This is a genomic window from Caldithrix abyssi DSM 13497 (genome assembly GCF_001886815.1).
GTDB classification, from domain to species: Bacteria; Calditrichota; Calditrichia; order Calditrichales; family Calditrichaceae; genus Caldithrix; species Caldithrix abyssi.
Map to the genome: position 1 here is coordinate 1286639 of NZ_CP018099.1, position 21343 is coordinate 1307981.

At 44.7% G+C, this 21343-nt stretch carries 18 protein-coding genes; all 18 read left to right on the forward strand.

The features are described from left to right. The first annotated feature begins 6 nt into the window (after positions 1-6). The 18 genes from Cabys_RS05115 (at position 7) to Cabys_RS05200 (ending at position 21335) form a co-directional block, all read left to right on the forward strand. Positions 7-810, forward strand: coding sequence for an STAS domain-containing protein (locus Cabys_RS05115; protein WP_006929092.1), 804 nt, complete (start codon positions 7-9; stop codon positions 808-810). Between the two features lie 16 nt (positions 811-826). Then, positions 827-1519 carry a polysaccharide biosynthesis/export family protein gene (locus Cabys_RS05120; protein WP_006929093.1) on the forward strand — a complete coding sequence of 231 codons (693 nt, stop codon included), beginning with the start codon at positions 827-829 and terminating at the stop codon, positions 1517-1519. A 24-nt stretch (positions 1520-1543) separates the two neighbouring features. Next, positions 1544-3880, forward strand: coding sequence for a polysaccharide biosynthesis tyrosine autokinase (locus tag Cabys_RS05125; RefSeq protein WP_006929094.1), 2337 nt, complete (start codon positions 1544-1546; stop codon positions 3878-3880). Positions 3881-3973: 93 nt separating this feature from the next. Further along, complete coding sequence (locus tag Cabys_RS05130) at positions 3974-5008, forward strand: FemAB family XrtA/PEP-CTERM system-associated protein (protein ID WP_006929095.1); 1035 nt, start codon at positions 3974-3976, stop codon at positions 5006-5008. A 14-nt stretch (positions 5009-5022) separates the two neighbouring features. Continuing rightward, entirely contained in the window at positions 5023-6141 is a 1119-nt protein-coding gene (locus tag Cabys_RS05135) for a GNAT family N-acetyltransferase (protein WP_006929096.1), read from the forward strand. After that, positions 6138-7268, forward strand: coding sequence for a DegT/DnrJ/EryC1/StrS family aminotransferase (locus Cabys_RS05140; protein ID WP_006929097.1), 1131 nt, complete (start codon positions 6138-6140; stop codon positions 7266-7268). The genes Cabys_RS05135 and Cabys_RS05140 overlap by 4 nt, the downstream gene beginning before the upstream one ends. A gap of 1 nt (position 7269) precedes the next feature. After that, positions 7270-8418, forward strand: coding sequence for a glycosyltransferase family 2 protein (locus Cabys_RS05145; protein ID WP_006929098.1), 1149 nt, complete (start codon positions 7270-7272; stop codon positions 8416-8418). 3 nt (positions 8419-8421) lie between these two features. Beyond that, positions 8422-9483 (forward strand): hypothetical protein, encoded by a 1062-nt coding sequence (locus Cabys_RS05150; protein WP_006929099.1) that lies wholly within the window; start codon positions 8422-8424, stop codon positions 9481-9483. Between the two features lie 22 nt (positions 9484-9505). Next, a complete protein-coding gene (locus Cabys_RS05155) occupies positions 9506-9751 on the forward strand; it encodes an acyl carrier protein (RefSeq protein ID WP_006929100.1) in 246 nt (81 codons plus the stop codon). A gap of 21 nt (positions 9752-9772) precedes the next feature. Beyond that, the gene (locus Cabys_RS05160; protein WP_006929101.1) at positions 9773-10444 is read left to right on the forward strand and encodes a GNAT family N-acetyltransferase; all 672 of its coding nucleotides are present in this window, start codon (positions 9773-9775) and stop codon (positions 10442-10444) included. Positions 10445-10450: 6 nt separating this feature from the next. Next, the gene (locus tag Cabys_RS05165) at positions 10451-11935 is read left to right on the forward strand and encodes a lipopolysaccharide biosynthesis protein (protein WP_006929102.1); all 1485 of its coding nucleotides are present in this window, start codon (positions 10451-10453) and stop codon (positions 11933-11935) included. Next, the gene (locus tag Cabys_RS05170; protein ID WP_006929103.1) at positions 11936-13153 is read left to right on the forward strand and encodes a lactate racemase domain-containing protein; all 1218 of its coding nucleotides are present in this window, start codon (positions 11936-11938) and stop codon (positions 13151-13153) included. A 3-nt stretch (positions 13154-13156) separates the two neighbouring features. Further along, the gene (locus Cabys_RS05175; RefSeq protein ID WP_006929104.1) at positions 13157-14431 is read left to right on the forward strand and encodes an O-antigen ligase family protein; all 1275 of its coding nucleotides are present in this window, start codon (positions 13157-13159) and stop codon (positions 14429-14431) included. 20 nt (positions 14432-14451) lie between these two features. Continuing rightward, the gene (locus Cabys_RS05180) at positions 14452-15825 is read left to right on the forward strand and encodes a glycosyltransferase family 4 protein (RefSeq protein WP_006929105.1); all 1374 of its coding nucleotides are present in this window, start codon (positions 14452-14454) and stop codon (positions 15823-15825) included. Further along, positions 15815-16969 carry a glycosyltransferase gene (locus Cabys_RS05185; RefSeq protein ID WP_006929106.1) on the forward strand — a complete coding sequence of 385 codons (1155 nt, stop codon included), beginning with the start codon at positions 15815-15817 and terminating at the stop codon, positions 16967-16969. The genes Cabys_RS05180 and Cabys_RS05185 overlap by 11 nt, the downstream gene beginning before the upstream one ends. Beyond that, positions 16953-17984, forward strand: a complete 1032-nt coding sequence (locus Cabys_RS05190) for a polysaccharide deacetylase family protein (RefSeq protein ID WP_006929107.1) — start codon at positions 16953-16955, stop codon at positions 17982-17984. The genes Cabys_RS05185 and Cabys_RS05190 overlap by 17 nt, the downstream gene beginning before the upstream one ends. Continuing rightward, positions 17944-19068 (forward strand): phosphotransferase, encoded by a 1125-nt coding sequence (locus tag Cabys_RS05195; RefSeq protein ID WP_081475072.1) that lies wholly within the window; start codon positions 17944-17946, stop codon positions 19066-19068. The genes Cabys_RS05190 and Cabys_RS05195 overlap by 41 nt, the downstream gene beginning before the upstream one ends. Continuing rightward, positions 19065-21335, forward strand: a complete 2271-nt coding sequence (locus Cabys_RS05200) for an alginate lyase family protein (RefSeq protein ID WP_006929109.1) — start codon at positions 19065-19067, stop codon at positions 21333-21335. The genes Cabys_RS05195 and Cabys_RS05200 overlap by 4 nt, the downstream gene beginning before the upstream one ends. The last annotated feature ends 8 nt before the right edge of the window (positions 21336-21343 follow it).

Consider the following 21343-nt stretch of genomic DNA (forward strand, 5'->3'; position numbering starts at 1 on the left):
GATAATATGGAAAAATTACAAATTGATTCAAAATTTGCTGATCAAAGCGGTGAAATTATGGTCGTCGAATTAGGCGGCCACGTTGATCAGTCTAATAGTTATCAATTAGAACGGCTGTTTGATAACATAATAGAAAGCGGATGCTATCGAGTAATCGTAGATTTTAGCAAAGTGTACTATATGAGCAGCGCCGGCTGGGGCGTGTTTGTTGGCGAGATTAAACGCTTCAGGGATCGTGGCGGCGATATCAAGCTGGCCAATATGAATCCCGATATTTACGAAGTCTATCAAATGTTGGAATTTTATCATATTTTAGATGATTATCCTTCTGTGGAAGCCGCCGCCGCCGCCTTTAAAAAAGATCAGGAAGAGATCGATCTGGTGATTGATGAAATCGAAGAGGGAGAAAGCGAAGAAGCGGCAGCCGCTTCTCCGGAAACGCCAGAGCAAGAAGAGAGCGTAGAAGAAATTGATCTGGAAGAAATTGTGGCCGACAGTGCAGAAACAAAAGACAAAGAAAAAAGCGAGACTACGCCGATTTCGTCAACCGATTTCGGCAAAGAAGCGGTGCACGATTTTGTGCCTACCTCTTTGCATACAGATGTTAAACTGGCCGATTTACCGCTTCCTGAAAAAATTAAACGCGTAATCGCTCAAAATCCGTTGATCGGAATATGGGGAATCAGAAAAATCTTGCGTCATGAACATTTTGGCCGTACCAAAGTTGGCATATTTAAATTATATAAGATTTTGCGCGATTTGGATCTAGATACCAAAGCCAAACGTTATCGATTTTATAGGTCATGTTAAAAAGATAGGTGCTTTTATGCGTACACTAATATCGCTTACATTTTTTATCTTTTTTATGGGAATGAGCTCGCTAAGTCACGCTCAGGATACGCAGTTAAACTTTTTCACTGATCCTGAGTGGGAAAAGTATCCTTTTAAGCCGGGCGATGGATTGATGATTTCCACCTTACCGGATACCACTTCCTTTATTAACGGCGTTTATCCCATCGATGACCGTGGTTTTGCTGAACTGCCCATGATCGGTAAGGTTAACGTTTCTAAAATGACCGTACATCAATTGGTCGCTTTTTTGAGAAAAAATTATGAAAGCTATTTGAGATTCCCCAATATTTACGTTAAACCATTGGCCAGAGTGAGCCTGTTAGGTGGTTTTACCAGACCGGGGCTTTACTATGTTGACGTTAATAGTTCGTTGTGGGACCTGATTTACATGGCCGGCGGAACTTTGACAGAGGATGGTATTTATGAAATGCACTGGCAAAGAAACGAGAAAGAACGCTCCGGCGACCTGACCGGGTTTTTTGAGAGCGGTATCTCCTTAAAAAAGATGGGCTTTAAATCCGGCGATATATTCTGGACGCCCTCGCCGACTCGCAGAACGTTCTGGGACAAAGTAAGAGATGTAATGCCCATTTTGACCTTTGCTACAACGGTCTGGGCCATCTATAATACGTACCAGCGAGACATTTTAATTTTACGAAGCAGATGAAAGGTTTAAGAAGGATTACATATTATGAATAACCAAAAAAAATCAACGGATTTAAATCTCACCGATTCCAAAATGGATTGGCAGCATTACATCAAATTGTTCAAACGTAAAAAGTGGTTAATGCTGCTTTTATTTATTTTCGGTTTTTTGTTTAGCGCCGCCTTTCTTTATAAAATCAGTCCGCGTCCCGTTTACCAGACACAGGCCCTCCTGCAATTTCAGGATACCAGGTCCTTAAACGAGCTGGATTCGAGAAGACGGCCAGATTTTGAAAGCAAGCTTGGCATTTTGATGAGCCGTAAGTTCCTCGGAAAGATCGTTGACGATTTAAGTCTGGTGGTGCGCTTTAGCGGAGTGGACCGCTATGAAGCGGTGGACAGCGTCTTTTTACATCCCAATTATTTAAAGGGCCGTTTTGTCCTTAAAAAACAGGGCAATAAATTACTGCTTTTTTACACCAGCCAGGACCATTCCATCGAAGATAAAAAAGTACTGGAAGTCGATTATCCGGAAGACCGATTGATCGTTTATGGCGGGGTGGGCTTAAAGCTAAAAGACCGCTACTGGCAGCAGCATGACAAACTGATTTACACGGTAAATTCACGGCCCAGAGCGATTGAAAGTCTTTTAAGCTCTTTGGGCTATCAATTTAAAAACCGGGCCAGAACCCTGCTGGTTTTAACCCTTAAAGGGGAAGACCGTTATTTAATTACCGCCACCCTAAATAAAATTGTGGATTACTTTGTTCAGGAAAATTTAAATCTGAAAAAGTACCAGACGCGTGAAGTATTGAGCGTGCTGGAAGAGCAATTACAAACCGCCAAGGTAGAATTAGACCGGGCGGCTCAGGAGCTCAAGCAATTTAGAGAAAAAAATCCATGGGTGGGCTTAACGCCGGATGCCACGGGCGCCATTAGCAGTGTTTCCGCTCTGGAATCGCAAAAATCGCAACTTGTAAACTTAAAAAATGAGCTGCAAAGCTTAATCAATCGCCTGCAGGCCAAAAGCGGGGAAGAGCGTTATTCGATTTTAAACGAGATCATCTCCTTTCTGGGAGCGCAGGACGCGCCAACCGCTCCGGCATTGGCTTCCGAGTTTACAACCTTAACCACCGATCGCAGCCGTTTACTCGCTTCCTACGCCCCCTCCCATCCCTATGTTAAGGAAAATACCAAAAAACTAAATGAACTGGAAAAGAAGGTTCTATTAACCGCGCAAAATATGATTAACGCCTGGAACAAACAAATCAATGACTTAGAACAAAAAATTGTGGAAAACACCAACAAGATCAAACGATTGCCGGCCAAAGAATTGAAGCTGGCGGAATTGGAACGCCAACGAGCGGTTACGGATGAAATTTATTCCTCTTTGCTTGTGCGCTATAACCAGGCTAAAATAGCTGATGCGGTTGAAGTGGGTGATGTGGTTGTGCTCGATCGCGCCGTGGTACCGCTGCGCATCAGCCAGTTTAAAACCTATTTTAAAATCATGCTCATCGGTTTAGTTGTAGGCCTGGGCCTGAGCGTGGTGGTAGTGATTGTTATCGACTTTTTCGATAAAACGGTACGCAGCGCGGAAGAGCTGGAAAAAGCCATACCGATTAAGGTGATTGGTAAAATCCCGGTTATTAAAACAGAAAAAGAGATCGTTGACGTCAAGTTTGACGACGCGGTGCGTATCGATCCCAAGCTGGTAACGGCGGACTATTCGCCAACTCCGGTAGGCGAGGCCTATCGCAGTTTGCGCACGCAGTTGCTATTCAATTCAGATAAAAAGTTGCGCTCAGTTTTTATCACTTCGCTTAATCCGGATGAAGGAAAATCACTCAATGCGGGTAACCTGGCCATCACCTTTGCCCAACAAAAGTTACCCACCATTTTACTGGATGCGGATTTAAGGCGCGGTGTGCTACACAATTCTTTTGCCTGTAAAAAGAAACCGGGTTTTTCGGACTTTTTGTACAGCAATGCCGATATTACGGACGAAAACGTACGCAAGATTATTCAAACCACGCATATTCCGAACCTGTACTTGATCAGCAGCGGCGTGCCCATTCCCAATCCTTCGGAACTTTTAGGCAGCACACGCGCCCAGGAATTGATCCGATTTCTGTCGCATCGTTTTGGCTTTGTTATAATTGATACACCGCCGCTGGCGGTCGCTTCGGATGCGGTTATTGTCTCGCGCTATGTGGATGGCGGACTGCTGGTGGTGCGCGCCGGAAAATCCAATATTGTGCAGCTTAAATCTAAAATCGAAGAGTATCAGGATCTCAGAAAGAATCTGGTCGGAATCGTTTTGAATTTTGCTAAAGAAGACATGGATCATAAAAAATATCGCTACACCTATTACAATTATTAAAAATTAGATTATCGTTTGCTAATTACAATTTTAATTAAATGGGGATTTGGTTTAGAATCGAATCCCCATTTTAATAAATAGAGAAAGTTTCCCATGAAAGTAGCCGCACTTACACCGTCCAGATATGAAGCGTGGGATGCCTTTGTAGATTATCATCCCTCCGGCAGGATCTATCAAAAGACCGTCTGGAAAGCCATTTTTGAGCAGGCTTTTGGCAGAAAAACGCTCTACTATTATGCAGAAGATGAGGCGGGCGAGATTCAAGGTGTTTTACCGCTGGTTCATTTTCATACCTTTATCGCCGGCAAACAGTTGATCAGCCTGCCGTATGTTAATTATGGCGGGCCCATCTTTAAACATGAGCTGGCCGCTGAGCTTTTGATGACTAAGATGCGGGAACTGCTGGAAGCTACAAATTCCGATGTCGTGGAAATCAGATATGATCAGCCACAGGCCTTTGATCTGCCTGTTAAAGAAAATAAGGTGACCTTTTACCTCAGTCTGCCCGATTCGGCCGATGACCTGCTAAAAAGCTTTAAAGCCAAGGTGCGCAGTCAGATTAAGCGGCCGACTAAAGAAGGAATGTATGCTCAAATTGGCCACATTAATTTATTGAACGATTTTTACCATGTCTTTTGCCGGAATATGCGCCATCTGGGCACGCCGGTTTATTCTAAAAAGATCTTTCAGGTCATTCTGAACTCGCTGCCCGAGCAGACGCATATTGTGGTGGTTTATTCAAAAGACGGTTTGCCGGTTGCGGCGGCCTTTTTAATGGGCTACAAACAGACCATGGAGATCCCATGGGCCTCTTCGTTGCGCAAATACAATCGCTACAGCCCCAATATGTTGCTGTATTGGGAGGCGCTTAAACTGGCAATCGAAAAAGGGTATAAAATTTTTGATTTTGGTCGGGGAACGCGAGAAGGCGGCACCTATCGTTTTAAAAAACAGTGGGGCGGAGACGAAATCCAGCTTTACTGGTATTATTTGCTGGGGCCGAACGGGCAATTGCCCCAGGTGAATAAAGAAAATCCAAAATTTGAACGGGCCATTAAAATCTGGCAAAAACTACCTTTGTGGTTTACCAACCTGGCCGGCCCACCGATTGTTAGAAACATACCATAACGTTGAAGGGAACGATGAATTTAATCCAATACCACTTTAATGAATTAGATAAACTAAAAAGCAAATGGGCAGAACTTCATGCAAAAAGCGACGCTTCCAATCCTTTTACCTCATTTGAATGGATTAATATCTGGCTTGGCCATTTTTTAAATGATGAAAGTGCCTGTCAGGTGCATGTTGTTTTAGATGACCGCGAAGAAGTTGTGGGCATCATTCCCCTTGTTAATATCCACGAAAAGCACACCGGCGTAACATTCAAAGGTTTAAGCTTTGCAGCCAATTCGCATTCGTTTCGCACGCGCCTGCTTGTTTTGCCCGAAAAAAAGCAAGAAATCATTAAGTTCTGGCTGGAAGCAGTTTGTCAAAATCAATACTTTGATTATTTGCGATTTAAAGAGTTTTTATATGATGAAACGGTCGTAAATATTCTAAAAGACAAAAAGCTGAGGTTCAGCCTGGAAGAGCCAAAACAGCCGCCATATCTGGATTTAGAAGGAGATTGGGAAAGCTATTTCGGCGGGTTGCGGGGCCACTTCCGGCGCAACTTACGGCGACGATTACGCAATGCAGAAAAGGAATATGGCAAGATTGAATATCGTGTGTTCGACGGCAGCGACGAAGAACTGGATGCCTTTGTACTACAAGGCCTGAAGCTGGAGGCCAGTGGATGGAAGGGGAAGCAGGGTTCGGCCATTTTAAAATCGCAAACCGTAAAAGATTTTTATTTTGATGTGGCGCACAATTTTTTTAAACGGGGTTTGTTGCATCTCGGCGGCCTTTATTTCGGAGAACGGCTGGTGGCCTTTAATTTCTCCATTATTTATGATCAGGTCTTTTACCTGTTAAAGGTGGCCTACGACGAATCGGTGGCAAAATTTTCGCCAGGGCAAATTATGACCTATCTTTTACTGAAGCGCTTATTTGAGCAAAAGCTAAAACGCTTCGACTTTTTAGGCCCTGCCATGCCCTGGAAGCTGGAATGGACCGGGCAGTTTAATCAACATTCCACTTTGTATATCTATGGAAATACCTTTAAAGGTTCTTATCTTTACACCTTAAACAGCAAGCTGCTGCCCGCTTTAAGGAAGATCGAATTCTTAAAAAAATTAAAACAGAAGATTATAAAGCGATGAAATACATACCATCACTGCAGGCCATCAGTCCGTTTTATTTTATTAAACCTTCGGCCAGGGTTTTTGAGCGCTATTATCCTTTCGACCATTCCGGGCTGCACCTTTTCTATTTTGCCCGTAATGGCATTTATTTTTTGGGCAAATATCTAAAATCAAAAGGCATCAACCGCATCCTTTTTCCGGCCTATAACCACGGTAATGAAATCAGGGCATTGCTGGCCTCCGGCTTAAAATTGGAATATTACAATATTCACGCCAGCGCTGAAATTGATTTTGAGCATCTGGAGCGGCAGTTAAAAGACGGAGACTTTCGTGTTTTATATTTTATCCATTATGTGGGCATTGCCCAGAATCTGGAAAAAATTATTGAATTGAAAGAAAAGTACGACTTAATTCTGATTGAAGATAATGCGCTGGGCCTGTTCTCGGAATACAGAGGACGGCCGCTGGGAAGTTTTGGCGATTTTGGAATATTTTGTTTTTACAAAACGTTGCCTATTCCCAACGGCGGCGGGCTGGTCATAAACAACGATTCGTTGCGCTTTCCGATCGAAACCGTACCGCCGCAGCTTTTGTCCACCATTAGTCGCAGCGCCGGCTTATTCTTCAACTGGCTCGATTTAAGATTTAACGGATTGGGGCGAAAATTACAGGCGGCCAAAAGCAAGTTGTCTTCTGTGGCAGATAAAATGGAAGTGGAGCGCGTGCCGGTGCTGGATACGGGCTTTGCTGTGGATAAAGCTGCCTGGGGCATTTCGAAGCTTTCCCGATATTTAATCAATAGAATTTCGGTGGAAAACGTTATCAAAAAAAGACGAGAAAATTTCAACTTTATGTTAAAACATATTCCTGAAAAATATCATCTTTTTTCAGAATTGCCCGATGGCGCCGTGCCCTGGTTCTTTCCGGTTAAAATAAAAAATAGAGAGCCGGTCTTCCAGGAGCTGACCAGGCGAGGCGTTGACTGCGCTCGCTTCTGGCGGCATTTTCATCCGGATATTCCGGCCGAACGTTTTCCGGAAATAAAAACCCTGCGAGATACCGTTTTAGAATTACCAATACATCAGGATTTAACGGATAAACATTTGAAGTTTGTCTGCGATCAGTTTAATCAAATAGCGAAGTGAAATGGATGTAATTTTTTTCTGGAGCAGTGTACTTATCCTGGGATATATTTACCTGGGATACCCTTTAATACTTTTTATTCTGTCCAGGATTATAAACAAACCGTTAAAAGCGGATGAAAATAATTTGCCCACCGTGGCTCTGGTGATTTCGGCTTTTAATGAAGAGGCCGTCATTAAAGAAAAGATCGAAAACACGCTTGGGCTGGATTACCCGCCGCACAAATTACAAATCTGGGTCGTTTCAGATGCTTCAACCGACCACACCGATGAAGTGGTGCGCTCATTTGTCAATGACCGCGTGCATTTGCTGCGCATGGAAGAGCGCAGCGGCAAGACCTCCGGCATTACGCGCGTCATGCAAAAAATCGAGAGCGAAATTGTGGTGTTTTCTGATGCCAATTCCATGTATGATAAAAAGGCTATTCGGGAGCTGGTCAAATACTTCGCCGATCCGAAAATCGGTTATGTGGTGGGGCACGCGCGTTATTATGACAATGGTGAAACCGCCGGTTCGCAGGAAGAGGTGTACTGGTCGCTGGAGATCAAAATGAAAATCAACGAATCGAAAATCGGATCGGTGGTGGGCGGCGACGGCGCCATTTATGCCATTCGTAAAGATCTTTTTAAACCGCTTGCCCCGGACGACATCAATGATTTTGTGAATCCCATTCAGATTGTTTTGCAGGGTTTTCGGGGCGTGTTCAATCCTTACGCCGTCTGCTACGAAGAAGCCGCGCCGTCTTTTTTTAAAGAGTACTGGCGTAAAAGACGAATCGTTAACCGCAGCTGGCGCGGTTTGTGGAAAAATGTTGCGGTTCTAAATCCCTTTAAAACCGGTATTTTTGCCTGGGAAATTTTTAGCCACAAACTTTTACGCTGGCTGGGAGGTCTGTTTGTTATTACTAGTTTTGCAAGCAATGCGCTCATTGTTAATAAATCGGGATTCTACGCCGTTACAATGACCCTGCATGTCCTTTTTCACCTGGCGGCTTTTGCAGGGTTTTTCAGAGACAGAAAAGGGAAAGATTCGGCGGGCATCATTAAATTTATCTTTTATTTCGATATGGTGAACTGGGCTTCGCTGCAGGGCATCTGGGATGCATTCCGCGGCAAGACCTACACCACCTGGAAAACGATTCGGCAGGAGTAAGTGATGAGTTACACGGTAAAAGTAGCTGATCTGGAAAAAGACAAACCAACCATTGTGGCCATTCTGGAACGAAATCGCACGCGTACCGATACCGACTACAGCAAACGCTTTGATTGGATCTATCTGAACAATCCGTTTGGGAAAGCCAAAGCGTGGATTATCTATAACGATAAAACCGGCGATGCGATTGGCTTTACGGGCGTTTTTCCACGGCCGGTTTTTGTGGAAGGGAAGGAATATCTGGCCTGGAACTGCGGCGATTTTTCCATTGATCAAAAATACCGCACCCTGGGCGTAGCGCTCAAATTAAGACGTGAGGCCAAAAAGGGCGTTGATTCCGGAGAAGTCGCTTTGTTGTATGCCCATCCCAACAAAAGGATGGAAGTCATTCACTTCCGTGTTGGTCACCAAAAAATAAGTGAGATGCGCCGTTTTGCGCTTCCGCTCAAATTTGACCGCTATCTCCGGCAAAAAATTTCCAGCAACGCCCTTGCTGCCGCCCTGGCCCTGCCGCTGAATTTTGGTATGAAGTTGAAGTTTGCTCTTAAACGATCCGCTAAGGTCGCCGGTCAGATAAAAGCGCAGATCGAATGCAGCGATCAACACGAACAATTATTCGAGCAAATGAAGGCTCAGTTTAAGGTAATCGGCGTTAGAAATTGCCAATACCTCAAATGGAAATTTGCCGATCATCCTAACTTTAAGTATCAACAATTCGATTGTTTTGAAAACAATCGGCTGAAAGGCACGATTTTTTTTACGATTAAAGAAGAGACGGTGCATATTATTGACGTACTGATCCCAAATTATCGTGAGATGCTTGTGCCCCTGTTCCTGGAGTTTATCAAACAGGTTTACAAAACAAAATCAGGACAAACGCTCTCCTTTATTTTGCAAAAAGATAATCCGATTATTCCTTTATTGAAAAGCATAGGATTCAAGGAGCGGGATGATGCCACATCGTCGGTTATCGCTTACGCAAACGAAAGTATGAACGAAAAATTAGCAAAAACCATATTACAGGGTTCCAACTGGTACATGACCGTTGGCGACAGAGATGCATAATCAAACAAAGGAGGTTAAGGATATGGAAATGCATCAGGAAATCATAAACTTTTTATATGACGAGTCCTTAAAAGATGAATTTGAAGGATTGGATTATGATGACTCCTTGCTGGAACTGGGCATTATCGATTCGGTCAAGATGCTGGATTTGATTGGTTTTATTGAAGAAAAGTATCAGATAAAAGTGGATGACGACGATTTGTATCCGGAAAATTTTGACAGCATAAACGCCATTGTGAACTATATTAAATCAAAAAAAGCAGAATAACTGCGGGGCGGGAATTTTAATATGATCAAAGAAGATTTAAAACGCATTAAAGATGAATTCGGAATGCATGGTGTGTTCCATGCCCTGGAATACAGTTTGATCAACAAAATTAGTTTTTACAAAGAACTGCAGGGTATGATTGTCACCATGCAGACCCTGAATCCGAAGTATCTGCAAGGCAATCCCAATTACGAGCACCGATTTTTAAGCGCGGATGAAGTGAAAAAATACGCCGCCGATCCTGAAACGCAGCTGACCGAGAAATTTCTGGAGCGCGCTTTTAAAAAGGGCGACCGCTGTTTTGCCATCCTGGATGGCGATTTTCTGGCCAGTTATGGCTGGTATTCAACCCAGCCCACGCCCATCAATCAGGATCTTGTTTTATATTTTGACCCGCAGTGGGTGTACATGTACAAAGGTTACACCCATCCTCGCTACAGAGGACAGCGGTTGCATGCCGTTGGCATGGCCAAAGCCCTAAAAGCGGTGACCGGCGAGGGCTTTAAAGGGCTGATCTCTTATGTGGAAACCAATAACTTTGCTTCCCTGCGTTCGGTGTACCGCATGGGGTATGTGAACATCGGCAGAGTTAAAATTTTTAGAATCATGGGCAAATACAGAATCCAGAGCGATAAAGAGTGCGCTCAATACCATTTTACGGTGCGTCCCATTACCAACGAGCAAAGGGGTTAATGACGCTTGGCTAAGGATCTAAAAGAAAAAACCAAAGTTGCGGTTTTCTGGAATATTTTTAACATCCTTTTTTCCAAAACTTCGCGCCTGATCACTTCCATTATCTTAGCGCGTATTCTGTTTCCGGAGGACTTTGGACTTTACGGCCTGACGCTCATTGTAATTCGTTTTGGCCGTCGGCTAACCAATTTTGGTTTTTCCACCGTACTCATTCAAAAGAAAGAGATCGACAGGTCGGAAATAGATACGGTTTTTACGGCCAGTTTTGTTATTAATTTGACCGTATTTCTGGTTTTGTTTTTCGGCGCGCCTTATTTTTCTCAGTTCGTGCGCAGTCCTCAGGTAACGCAATTGATAAAGGTTATTTCTTTAACCTTTATCTTGAATACGTTTATAATGGTGGCCGAGAGCTTATTAAAGAGAGACCTGAATTTTAAAGGGATTTCCATTGCGCGTTCGGCGCGGTCTGTTTTCAGTTATTCCACGGCCATTGTCCTGGCCATTTTAGATTTTGGCGTTTGGAGCCTTATTTTAGGCGAGGTGTTTTCTGTTGTAGTTAATATGATCCTGGTTCTGATCTATGCCCGATTTGTTCCCCGCATCTACTTTAAATTTTCCATATTTAAAAATCTTTATTCCTATGGCATGCGCGTTTCCTTTGTTCAATATCTGGATTATTTCATCAACAACATCGACTACCTGTTAATCGGCCGCTTCCTGGGGACCGAAGCGCTGGGTTATTATGAACGCGCTTTTAATTTAATGGATATGACGCGTCGGCAAATCGGCAGGTCTATGAACGAGGCCTTGTTTTCTGCCTTCTCGCGCATTAAAGAGGACGGCCAGCGAGTGGTCAAAAATTTAAAGCAGGTTTTAAGCTACACCTCGTTGGTGGCCTATCCCATTTTAATCGGTTTGATCTTTCTGGCTCCGTCGCTGGTGTACAACATGTATGGCCCCAAATGGCTGCATACCATTATTCCGCTCCAGATTATGTGCGTCTCCGGTCTGGTAAAAACCATTGGTTCTACCTTTTTCCCGGTGATCTTTGCGCTGGACTTCATTAACCAGCGGATAAAGGCGCAGGTCGTTTATCTGGTCTTGTTAGGCGGATCGATTTTGCTTTTTATCCCTTATGGAATAAATGGCGTGGCCGTGGCGGTGGTGCTTTCTTCGATTGTTTACACCCTTTTAATCGTCAGAATTATGATAAAAAGACTGCCGTTTACTGTAAGCGATTTATGGCAAACGCAAAAAGCGCCTTTCCTTTACGGAATTTTTCAGGTGGTTTTTAACCTGGCTGCGTTGAGATTTGCTTTGCCCTATTTTGACATTAAAAGTATTCCCATGTTTTTTATCCTTTCCGCCGCTTCGTTGGCGGCCCTGGGCACGGCCCATCTTATTTTTCGGGAATCGGCCTATAAAAATTTGTTGTCGGAGTTTTCCACACTTTTCCAAAAATTTTCCGCTGCAAAAAAGAAGTCGGTTTAAATGATGCGTACCATTCACATACCCTGGGCGGCCTGGTTTGATGAATCCAGATTGGAGTTGGAGCTGCCGCCGGATTCAATCATAGATTTTTATTCTTTGTCCGATGCGCCGCCGCTGAGCGAAGAACACTTCCGCTTAAAGACCAAAGACCTTTGCAAACTGGTTAAAAAAAAGAACCCCACCAACATCCTGATTGTGGTGGATGATTTGACGCGGCCTGTTATTCTGGAGCCTTTGTTAAAGACGCTGGTGGACGAACTGCATTCCTGTGGGTTTAAAACAGATCAGATAAGGTTTTTGATCGGGCTTGGCGCGCACCATCCGCTGAGTAAAGAGAGCGCTGCTAAAAAATTGGGCAGGCAGATTGTTGAAAACTACCGGTGGATCAACCACGATCCGCAGGAAACAGAACCCACCGGCCTGCAGTGGGGCAAAACCGAATTCCGTTTGAATAAGCATTATTTACAAGCGGATTTTCGCGTGGTGATTAGCGGATTAACGCCCCACAGTTTTGCCGGTTTTAGCGGCGGGGCTAAAATGCTTATTCCGGGAATTTCAGACTTAGGGATCATTACCAAAACGCACAAATCGGTTTTGATGGGCTTTATGGGCAAATTAGGAGAAGTGGAGAAAAATCGTTTCCGCCATGTTATCGAAGAGATGGTGGCGCAGGTGGGAATCGATTTCTTCATTGGCGTGGTGATTAACGGCAATCGAACCATTGCCGACATCTTTTGCGGCGATTTTAAAGAAGCGCATCGACAGGCGGCGCTCAAAGCCAGGCAATTATATACTACCGAAGCGATGTCCAACGCGCCTTATGATCTTTTGATTTTAAACGCCTATCCCAAAGATACGGAATTGCTGCAGGCAGAAAATGCCTTTATCCCTTTAAAATCTGCCGACGGAACGTTGTTAAAGGAAGAGGGAATGGTGCTGGTGACTTCGGCCTGTTCCGAAGGTCTGGGATACCACGGTTTGTTTGGCCCTGGCGGATTGTTGTACCGTAAGCCCCGGCCTTTACGTTTTTTAAAAGGGCGTCAATTTTTATTTTATTCCCCTAATATTACGCCCGAAGAGTTCAAAACCATTTTCTTTGAAGACTATCCGTTTTTTTCTGATGAAAAGGCGTTATTCAATTATCTTAAAAAAAACTTGCCGGAGCGCGCTCGCGTGGGCGTGTTCCCCTTTGCCAGTTTACAATTAGTGAGGCCTTAGCCCATGCCAGCTACAGCTATTATCTTCATGATTCTTTATGTTACCGGCTTGATTTTGACCTTTCGGCATCCCTATTTTGGAATTGCCACCTATATTTTTGAATGGCATAACCATCCGCCCTACATGTGGTGGGGAGACCATCTGCCAGACCTGCGCTGGTCTTTTCTGGTTTCGGTGATTACGTTAATCAGCCTGATTATTAATCACCGGAAATTAAAGCCGCTGCATGGCGCCAGTTACAAATTGATTTTTTGGCTGGTTGCCTTTACTCTGTGGATGTATTTTATCAGCGCGTTTTATGCGGTGGAGCCAAAAGAGAGTTTTCGGAAAGCAGAGATATTTTACAAACTCACCATTCAGATTTTTTTGATGATGTACATCATCCGCGAGCCCAGGCATTTTCGCTTTATCATCTGGGTTTTGCTGTTAGGAGTGGCCAATTTTGGACGCATTGCCTTTGAACGTGGTTCGAACCGATACCTGGGCGTCATCGCGCCCAATTCAACCGAAGAAAATGCCATCTCTGCGCACGTGGCTGCCATGCTGCCTTTTTTTGGACTCTATTTTTTAATCGGCAAAAACTGGGAAAAAGTTATTACTCTGCTTTCGGTGCCCTTTTTGATCAACCTGATTATTCTGGCTAACTCCCGCGCTACTTTTGTGGCCGTTCTGGTCATCGGGCTTCTGGCTGTTATCTGGATTAAGGGCAAGCTGCGCTGGCGTGTGGTTCTGGCGCTGATAGGAGGCGCCATACTGGTCTTTAGCCTGTCCAACGAACAGTTCTGGGAAAGGCAAAGCACGATTGATGAATATCACGAATCAGGCTCCCGGCTTCATTTGTGGCGCGGGGCCATTGAAATGTGGAAAGATCATCCCATGGGCCTTGGAGGAGAAGGCTATCAGGCGCTGGTAATGGACTATGTGCCTGAATTAAGAGAGATCATGGAAGAAAAGGGCACAAAAACGGTACATAACACCTTTTTGTTGGTTTTAGTGGAATGGGGCTTTGTGGGCATCATTTTATTTTTTGGCCTTTTAATTCATACGTTTGTCATTCTGGGCAAAATTAGGAGAGACCGCCTGAAAGCGCCGGGCTACAGGTATTATGTGGACGCCATGGCCATCCAGATGGGGCTTATCGGTATTCTGGTGGCCGGCATCTTTCACAACCGGTTGTACTCGGAGGTTATTTACTGGTTCAGCGCCTTTGCCGTGGCCCTTAGAAATATTCAGGTAAATGAAATTTATGAAAATGCGCAATTAAGCGAAGAAGTTTAATCTTTGTTAAAGGTTTAATAATGAGCCATAAGAAAAATATATTGTTTTTAACGACCAACTTTCCCCCCAATCCGTCGGTCGGCACCAGGCGGGTGGCTAAAATCTTAAAATACATGGATCATTCGCGGTTTAATTTTTTTGTTTTAACCTTAAAGGAAGAATATTACAACCGGGAACTGGGAGAACGCATGGGGAATCAGGATAAGATTCCCGCATCCGTTAAGGTTTTTAGAACGGATAAAAGCGATTTAACGCGCATTTTTACTTTTGCCAAGCAAAAATTAGGACATTTTTTAAAAAAGCGAAAAACCAATAAAGCCTCTCCGGCAAAAAAAGAGAAAAAGACAGAAAGCGCCGGCAACGGGCAAGCGAGCGGATGGAAAGCGGTATTGATCGATAAACTCCGGAGCTTTTTCTTCGCCTTTTTTGAATTCCCCGATAAATACATTGGCTGGCTGCCCCACGCCGTTGCCCAGGGCGCGCGCATCATTAAACATGAAAAAATCGATATCATTTTAACCACGGCTCCGCCGCATTCACTGTTTTTGATCGCCCTTATTCTAAAAAAAATAACGCACAAAAAATTGGTGCTCGATTTTCGCGATCCGTGGGCCATCTCGCGCTGGGACCGGGGAAATATTTTCCGCTACGGGATGGAGCGCCTGGTAGAAAAATTATGCGTGCAGGGGGCAGATCAGTTATTTTTTGTTACGCCTAAAATGCGCGACGAATATTTAAAGTTGTACCCCGGTGAAAAAAAAGAAAAGTTTCAGCTTTTTTACAATGGCTTTGATCCCGACGATTTTCAGGTTGAAGTAGAAGAAGATGAACGCGACGTCCGGGGGCCTTTTCGCTTTGTTCATCTGGGCACGCTTTACAAACGGCGAAATCCGGAAACCCTGTTTATGGCCATCAAAAATCTGCACGAACAAAAACAAATTTCTCCCGGAAAGGTGAGATTTGAGTTTATCGGCAGCGTGGTGTCTGAATTGCAATTTATCTTTAAAAAAGTAAAAGAATTACAGATAGAAGATTACGTTACCTTTAAACCGCCTGTTAGCTTTCAGGAAAGCATCCGAACCATGTTCCAGGCCGATGCGCTTTTGTTAATTCAGCCGGAAACCGATTTGCAGATTCCCGCGAAAATGTTTGAATATATTTACATCGGCAAACCCATTCTGGCCATTGCCGAAGAGAACAGCGCAACGCATCAGTTATTGCAGGAAGCCAACGCGGGTATTCTGGCGCCTTCTAATGATATTGAAAAGATAGGGCAGGCCGTTTTGACAATTTTAAGGGAAGAAACTTCTTTTAAACCGCGCGCCGAGTACGTGGCCCTGTTTAATTACCAGAAATACGCTAAAAAATTTGAAAGAATATTAGATGGTCTCTAAAAAAATCAAAGTCGCACATCTGATTAATTATCTTTCGCCAGCCGGCAAAGAAGTCGGAATCGTAAAACTGTTGAACGGGCTAAATCCGGATGTTTTTGCCCCGGTATTAATTGTGATGGGCAAGGTTTTTGACACCATGGGGCTGGATGTGGATAAAACCAAATTGCTGGAAATTGTAAAAGGCGAAGGGAATGATTTTTCTTTAATTTTTAAATTAAAAAAGATCTTTAAAGAGGAAGGCCTCGATATTGTGCACACCCATTCCTGGGGCACCCTGGTTGAAGGAATTACGGCCGCCAGGCTGGCGCGCGTTCCGATTGTCATCCATGGCGAACACGGTTCTTATCATAAAGATTTTAAGAGGAAATGGGTGCAAAAAATCATGTTTAGCTGGTCTGATCAGGTGTTGTCCGTTTCCGCGCTGCTGGCCGATGATTTAAGCCGCACCCTGGGCGTAAAGCGGGAAAAGATTTTACCCATATTGAACGGCGTGGATACCGAAAAATTTAAACCGCAGCCCGAAAAAAGAGAATTTTACCGAAAGAAACTTAATGTAAACGCCGATTCGATTATCATTGGAACGATCGGTCGGCCAATGAAGGTGAAAAATCATCAGTTAATGATTAAAGCGCTGGCCAGGCTAAAAAAGAAAAATCGCTCTGTAAAGTTCATCATCATCGGAGATACGCCCAGGTATTCGTTACGCGAAGAACTGGAAAAACTGGCGCGGGAACTGCGCGTTCTGGAAGATGTGCTTTTCCTGGGCTATCGGGATGACATCCCGGGATATTTAAACGCCTTCGATATTTTTGTGCTGCCGTCATTAAGCGAGGGCTGTTCCAATGTAATTCAAGAAGCCATGGCCACGGGCCTGCCCATTGTAGCCAGCAGAGTGGGCGGTAATCCCGAATTGATCGAGCATGAGCGCGAGGGACTACTGTTCACCTCCAATTCGCTTGAAGAATTGGTGACCGCGATCCAATATTTAATCGAAAATCCGCAGAGGGCTAAACAGTTAGGGCAAAATGCCTTAAAAAAAGCCAGACGGCAATTTGCCTTACCGGTAATGATCAAAAGTTATGAAGAACTTTATCTAAAGTGGTATGAGACTAAAGTAGGTAAGATCGATGCGCGACGCACTTAAAAAGATTTATTTTGGTCTGATAGACCTTATCGGAAAAAATAAAAGAACGCTGGAAAAAAAACGACCGTCCGTTACCATTTTGACGTACCATTCGGTTGTGTCCGACAGCGCGCCGATTTTTGAATATGAATACAGAAATTGCGTTACGGTGTCCGCCTTTGATAATCAGATAAAAATGTTGAAAAAGATATTTAAGGTTATTCCCCTGCAAGAAGCGGTCGAACGTTTACAGACGGGAAAGCTTACGGAAAATTATGCGGTTGTAACCTTTGACGACGGCTACAGAAATAATTTTGACTACGCTTTTTCGGTCTTAAAAAAACATGCGGTCAGCGCCGCCTTTTTTGTTACAACCGGCTTAATTGGTGGGAACGATTGTTTGTGGACCGATTGGGTTACTTATTTAGTCTTTCACTCCACCAATAAAACCATCGAGTTGAACTTTAACGGCTGGCACAGAGCGTTTACCCTGAACTCGGAAGAACAAAAAATTCGTGCTTCCATCGAAATCAGAGATTTGATGAAATCGGCCACTTTAAGCGAAGAAGAAATGTTATTAAAACAATTGAAAGCGCAGGTATCTATAGACGCCCATCCCGTTGCCGCCAATCCCGATCGGTATGCCTTTATGAACTGGGAACAGGTGAAGACCATGGCCGATCAGGGCATGGAAATTGGCTCGCACACACACCGCCACGCCCTGTTAAACATGCTGAGTAATGAAGAAGCGCAAAGGGAGTTGGCCGAATCAAAACGGATGATTGAAGAAAAGACCAATGCCAGCTGTAAATTTTTTGCCTATCCCAACGGACAATTAAAAGACTTCAATGATGCTCATATTGAAATGATGCGCGAAATGGGCTATCTGGCTGCCTTAACCCAGGTGCCGGGCAGCAACAAAGTGGGAGAAGACCTGTTCCGCCTGAAAAGAATCAATATTTCCAATAAAATGTTTCCCCCCATTTTTAAAGCGTATGTTTGCGGTACCATTGAACACAACGGACACCATTATTGATCGACATAAAAAAGGAGCAGGATTGTTAAAAGCCAAAGCCGAACGGAAATTTAAAAAATATTTTGCACAGGGGCTTCTGGCGCTTCCTTATGGACAGTTGATCGAAAAAATTGTGCCGGTTCTGCAAGCCCCAAAAGATTCTCTGGAAATACGGCAGATCATTGACCGTCCGTTTTCTGTGATCATGGAAGTGGTAACGGATGAAGGTCGTTCGTTCTTCGTTAAGGTTTATAAACTGCGCAATCCGGAGAAACAAAGAGCTGAGCTTGAAAGAGAGTTTGCCGTCAGTCGCTTCTGGTTCGATAAGTTTAAAGACGATCCAGAACATCGCGTCATCGAACCCATCTGGCTTGATGTGGAAAATCTGATACTCATCACGCGAAAAAGCGAGGGCGAGAATTTATTGAAGTTGACGGGCCGATTACACCTGTTCCCCGCAAAGCGCGTGCAGCAAAGAGTGCATCGTTCGCTGAGTCAGGCCGGGCAGTGGTTAAAAAAGTTCCAGTCCTTTTCCATTGTTGAGGAAGTGCCTTATGTTAAGCCGCCGGTGGAATTGACCTTCTCTTTTCTGCAAGACTACATTTTGATTCGCCTGCAGCGCATGGTGCAGAACCCGAAGCTGGACTTTGACGAACATTTTCAACAAAAAATAATCGATTATCTAAAAAGTTTGTGGCAAAAGGCCGGCGCGCAAAGCGAACGCCTGACCTTTGCCCACACCGATTTTTCGCTCTCCAATATTCTGGCGGCAGAAGACAAAGTTACCGTGCTGGATTTTAACAAATGCGAGATCAATTCCCCTTACAAGGATTTGTCGCGTTTTTACCATCAGCTCTATTTATTGAGTTTTAAGCCCACCTTTCAAAAAAGCGTGATCGAAGAGATGAAAGCTTCGTTTTTGCAGGGCTATGGCGCGCCGCTGGCAAAGGATCATCCTATGTTTCAGATCTTTTTTATCATCCATCAGGTCACGCATCTGGGCAAAATATCTCGCTTCTGGGAGCGAGGACTGCTGGAAAATGTTTACAACCACTATCTTGTTTCCCGCGTGCTTAAAGATTTAAAACAAACGGTGCTGGTATGAGTATTAAAACAAAATTAAAAAAGCTGAGCAGAGTGACTGCGGCGGAACTGCTTTTTCGTTTAAAGGAAAAATGGATCATCGTCCGTGAAAAAAAAGCCTATCCGGCCATTCTGGATCAATATTTTGATGATGATTTCAGCCTGTTTATGGACGATGCGGCGCAGATGTTAAAACCGATTGATGAAGGGAGCCCCGCACAAATCTTTCATTCTCCAGGGCGCAGACCATTGCTGTCGGAGCCGCTGAGCGAAAAGAAGAAGGAAATCTTTAAAAAACAGTTTAACCGACAATTCAAAAAAACCATTGAGAGAGCGGACGATTTTCTGCAGCACAAATTTCGCTTTCTGGGCGTTTCTTTTCAATTGCCTGATCCCATCCCCTGGCAGTCCGATCCGGTATCTTTAAAACCGTTTCCCACAGGCTTTTATGACGAGGTGGATATTTTTACGAATCAAAATCCCGGCGATATTAAACATGTGTGGGAAGTCAATCGTTTACAGTTTTTAATCGAAGTGGCTAAAGCCTATTATTTAACCGACGACGAGAAATACCGCCGCAAAATCGATGCGCTGCTTGACGACTGGTACCGTAAAAATCCTTACCAGACAGGCATTGCCTGGGCCAGCGCGCTGGAGGTGGGCGTGCGCGCTCTGGCCCTGATATGGACGCTCCATTTCTATTCGGCCGGCAACAATCCCAACCCGCAAACCATCAAAACGATTCTTAAAATTCTTTACTGGAGCGGGCTTTTTTTGAACGACCATCTTTCCATCTATTTTAGCCCGTACAACCATTTGATCGGCGAAACCGCCGCTCTGTTTGCCATTGGCTTTTTATTCCCGGAATTTAAAGGCGCGGATCGCTGGCGGCAGAAGGCTTTGCGCGTTCTTAAAGAACAGGTGGAAAAACAATTTCACGCGGACGGCGGCAGCGTGGAACAGGCCACGTTTTATCACCATTTTACCCTGGGTTTTTACCTGCAGGCCATCGCCTTACTCAGGCATAACCGGAAGGCGGTTCCGCCAGAGATGCTGCAACGCGTGGAAAAGGCGCTCGAGTTTTCCATGCACATGATGCGCCCGGACGGAACGTTTCCCTACATTGGCGATATTGACGACGCGCGCTCCATCTATTTTTCCGATCCGACCAGCTGGGATTTCCGTTCTTACCAGTGTTTTGGCGCCGTATGGTTTAAACGCAGCGATATGAAATTCATGTCCGGCGGCTTGCAGGAAGACGCCTTCTGGATGCTTTCTGAACAGGAGCTAAAGGACTTTGAAACCCTTAAAACAGAAAAGCCGCGGGCCAAAACCATATTTCTGGATCAATCCGGCTATTACGTTTTTCGCTCCGGGTTTGAAGAATCTTCTCATTTTTCATTGATGGACTGCGGGCCATTGGCCGACGGCGTTTTTTACGACGAAACCCCGTCTGCGGCTCACGGACATGCCGACCTGCTGCAAATTGAGATCGCGCCCTGTGGCGAACCGCTGTTGATTGATCCCGGATTTTCCAACTATCGCGGCGAGTATGACTGGCATACCTACTTTCGCAGCACGGCCGCTCACAACACCGTAACCATTAACGGCCAGTCGCAGGCCAGGCAAACGGGTATTTTAAAATGGAGCTTTGCGCCGCGTTTTAAACGTTTAAGCGTTGTACAGCAAAATGGATTCTCCGGCGTGTGCGGCGAACATTACGGCTACCAGAAATTGACCGGAAAACCCGTCCACCGCCGTTATTTTTTGTTTATCGATCAAACGTTCTGGCTGGCGGTGGATTATTTGTACGCAGAAGAAAACACCGCGTTTAACCTGGAGTTGAACTGGCATTTTAACCATTTTGTGCAGGTGGAAAAATTAGCCGGTCAAACGGGCTTTAAGGCCAGCGGCCGAAATTCCGCCTTGCTCATTTTGCCGGCCCTTCCCGCGAACCTGCAAACGGCAGTGGAACTGAAAAAGGGCGGAAAAAATCCGGACGAAGGCTGGATTTCGCCAACCTATCGCAGGCGTCTGCCGGCGCCGCTGTTATCCTACCAAATTAAAACATCGCTGCCGCTCATTGTGCCGACCGTTTTTCTGCCGGAAAAGCAGGACGCCAGGTGGGAAATCCGGCAAACGGAATCGGATTATTCCCTGCGACTGGGCAGGCAGAGCTACCAGATTAAACGAGCGGAGCGTCCGGACAGCGACGAGATTTTAACCGTAACCGTCGGTAATCAAACCCTGTATGTGACCGGGCGCGAACCTTATTTTCGACAGTCATAAAATCTTAA